Source organism: Mycobacterium sp. NGS16 (genome assembly GCF_059813225.1).
The window spans coordinates 1-3,466 of record NZ_JCALEE010000019.1 but is presented as its reverse complement, the minus strand read 5'-3'; the positions used below and the strand labels follow the sequence as shown (position 1 = coordinate 3,466).

2 rRNA genes are annotated in these 3,466 nt (G+C 56.3%); both read right to left on the bottom strand.

Features of this window, described 5'->3' with window-relative positions:
* Positions 1–51: 51 nt before the first annotated feature.
* Positions 52–164: ribosomal RNA gene (rrf, locus tag AC5Y4Q_RS21600) — 5S ribosomal RNA — on the bottom strand.
* A 135-nt stretch (positions 165–299) separates the two neighbouring features.
* Positions 300–3,416, bottom strand: a 23S ribosomal RNA gene (locus AC5Y4Q_RS21595).
* Positions 3,417–3,466: the final 50 nt, after the last annotated feature.

Below are 3,466 nucleotides of genomic sequence, written 5' to 3'. Positions count from 1 at the left end.
AAATGCCTGTGGCCCCCAAGTTGTTTGGGGGCCACAGGGCTTTTAAATTGTGTTCGGCGGTGTCCTACTTTTCCACCCGGGTGGGCAGTATCATCGGCGCTGACAGGCTTAGCTTCCGGGTTCGGGATGGGACCGGGCGTTTCCCTGTCGCTATGTCCGCCGTAACTCTATTTTTTTGTGGGTGGTGGGCCGGCCCTTGTGTGGGCGGGTGTCCACCGGGTCACCAATAGTGTGTTTGGTGGTGGGGTGTGGGTTATCGGTTTGTGGTGTGGTTGCGGGCAACACGTGTGTTTCTTTGTGTTGGTAAGTTTTCGGCCGGTTAGTGCCAGTTCCCTAAACATCTTGCGGTGCTTGCAGGTCTGGTCTATCGATCCCGTGGTCTGCGGGGGGCCTTATCCCACTGAATGGGTGAGAATCCTGGTCTTGGAGTGGGTTTCCCGCTTAGATGCTTTCAGCGGTTATCCTGTCCGAACGTGGCCATCCAGCCGTGCTCCTGGTGGAACAACTGGTATACCAGAGGTTCGTCCGTCCCGGTCCTCTCGTACTAGGGACAGGTTTCCTCAAGATTCTGACGCGCGCGGCGGATAGAGACCGAACTGTCTCACGACGTTCTAAACCCAGCTCGCGTGCCGCTTTAATGGGCGAACAGCCCAACCCTTGGGACCTGCTCCAGCCCCAGGATGCGACGAGCCGACATCGAGGTGCCAAACCATCCCGTCGATATGGACTCTTGGGGAAGATCAGCCTGTTATCCCCGGGGTACCTTTTATCCGTTGAGCGACACCCCTTCCACTCGGGGGTGCCGGATCACTAGTCCCGACTTTCGTCCCTGTTTGACGTGTCAGTCTTACAGTCAAGCTCCCTTGTGCACTTACACTCAACACCTGATTGCCGTCCAGGTTGAGGGAACCTTTGGGCGCCTCCGTTACATTTTAGGAGGCAACCGCCCCAGTTAAACTACCCACCAGGCACTGTCCCTGAACCAGCTTCATGGTTCGAGGTTAGAGGTCCAATACGATCAGAGTGGTATTTCAACAACGACTCCACCCACACTGGCGTGCGGGTTTCACAGTCTCCCACCTATCCTACACAAACCGCATCGAACATCAATACCAAGCTATAGTGAAGGTCCCGGGGTCTTTTCGTCCTGCCGCGCGTAACGAGCATCTTTACTCGTAATGCAATTTCGCCGAGTCTATGGTTGAGACAGTTGAGAAGTCGTTACGCCATTCGTGCAGGTCGGAACTTACCCGACAAGGAATTTCGCTACCTTAGGATGGTTATAGTTACCACCGCCGTTTACTGGGGCTTAAATTCTCAGCTTCACCCCCGAAGGGGTTAACCGGTCCTCTTAACCTTCCAGCACCGGGCAGGCGTCAGTCCGTATACATCGTCTTGCGACTTCGCACGGACCTGTGTTTTTAGTAAACAGTCGCTTCTCACTGGTTTCTGCGACCCCCTCCCGCTGCCCACCGCAAGGGTGTTGACGGTATGAGGGTCCCCCTTCTCCCGAAGTTACGGGGGTATTTTGCCGAGTTCCTTAACCATAGTTCACTCGTACGCCTTGGTATTCTCTACCTGACCACCTGTGTCGGTTTGGGGTACGGGCCGTGTGCGTGCTCGCTAGAGGCTTTTCTCGACAGCATAGGATCACCGAATTCGCCACAATTGGCTATGCATCACCTCTCGGAATATATGCCAGACGGATTTGCCTATCTGACTTCCTACCGGCTTACCCCAGTATTACCACTGACTGGTACGGCTACCTTCCTGCGTCACCCCATCGCTTGACTACTACCAGCGAAGGTCCCACGCAGCCGGTGATCGTCGCACCCCGAAGGGATTGATCGACCACCTTTTGGGTGGTTAGTACCGCTGATTCATCAGGGACGCCCACACACGGGTACGGGAATATCAACCCGTTGTCCATCGACTACGCCTGTCGGCCTCGCCTTAGGTCCCGACTCACCCTGGGAGGACTGGCCTGGCCCAGGAACCCTTGGTCTTTCGGCGGGCAAGGTTCTCACTTGCCTCATCGCTACTCATGCCTGCATTCTCGCTCCCACACCCTCCACCACTAGGTCACCCTGTGGCTTCACCGGATGCAGGACGCTCCCCTACCCAATCCTGACGGATTGCCGCGGCTTCGGCGGTGTGCTTGAGCCCCGCTACATTATCGGCGCACAATCACTTGACCAGTGAGCTATTACGCACTCTTTCAAGGGTGGCTGCTTCTAAGCCAACCTCCTGGTTGTCTTCGCGACTGCACATCCTTTTCCACTTAGCACACGCTTAGGGGCCTTAGCCGGCGATCTGGGCTGTTTCCCTCTCGACGCACGGAGCTTATCCCCCGCCGTCTCACTGCCACGCTTACACTCACCGGCATTCGGAGTTTGGCTGACGTCAGTAACCTAGTAGGGCCCATCGGCCATCCAGTAGCTCTACCTCCGGTGAGAAACACGCAACGCTGCACCTAAATGCATTTCGGGGAGAACCAGCTATCACGGAGTTTGATTGGCCTTTCACCCCTACCCACAACTCATCCCCTCAGTCTTCAACCTAAGTGGGTTCGGGCCTCCACGCGGTCTTACCCGCGCTTCACCCTGGCCATGGGTAGATCACTCCGCTTCGGGTCCACAACACGCCACTACACCAGCCCCACTGGACTGGATACGCCCTATTCAGACTCGCTTTCGCTACGGCTACCCCACCCGGGTTAACCTCGCGACGTGCCGGTGACTCGCAGGCTCATTCTTCAAAAGGCACGCCATCACCCCACAACGAGGGCTCTGACGGATTGTAGGCACACGGTTTCAGGTACTATTTCACTCCCCTCCCGGGGTACTTTTCACCATTCCCTCACGGTACTCGTCCGCTATCGGTCATCGAGAAGTATTCAGGCTTACCGGGTGGTCCCGGCAGATTCACAGCAGATTCCACGGGCCCGCTGCTACTCGGGGACACTGCGACAGCAGAGACCATGTTTTCACCTACGGGGCTCTCACCCACTACGGCAGACCATCCCAGGCCACTTCGATTAACACGATCTTTTCTCACTGCTGCCCCTCACGGCGGTAAGAGGAACGCAGACCCCACAACACCGCACACACAACCCCCGCCGGGTATCACATGCATACGGTTTAGCCATCCTCCGCTTTCGCTCGCCACTACTCACGGAATCACATTTTGTTTTCTTCTCCTACGGGTACTGAGATGTTTCACTTCCCCGCGTTACCTCCCCACCGGCTATACATTCACCGGAGGGTGACACGACATCACTCGTGCCGGGTTTCCCCATTCGGACATCCTCGGATCCACGCTCGGTTGACAGCTCCCCGAGGCATATCGCAGCCTCCCACGTCCTTCATCGGCTCTCGATGCCAAGGCATCCACCATGCGCCCTTACACACTTACACACACAAAAACCAAGAAACAAAAATTGCAAAACAAACAAGACCAAAACATC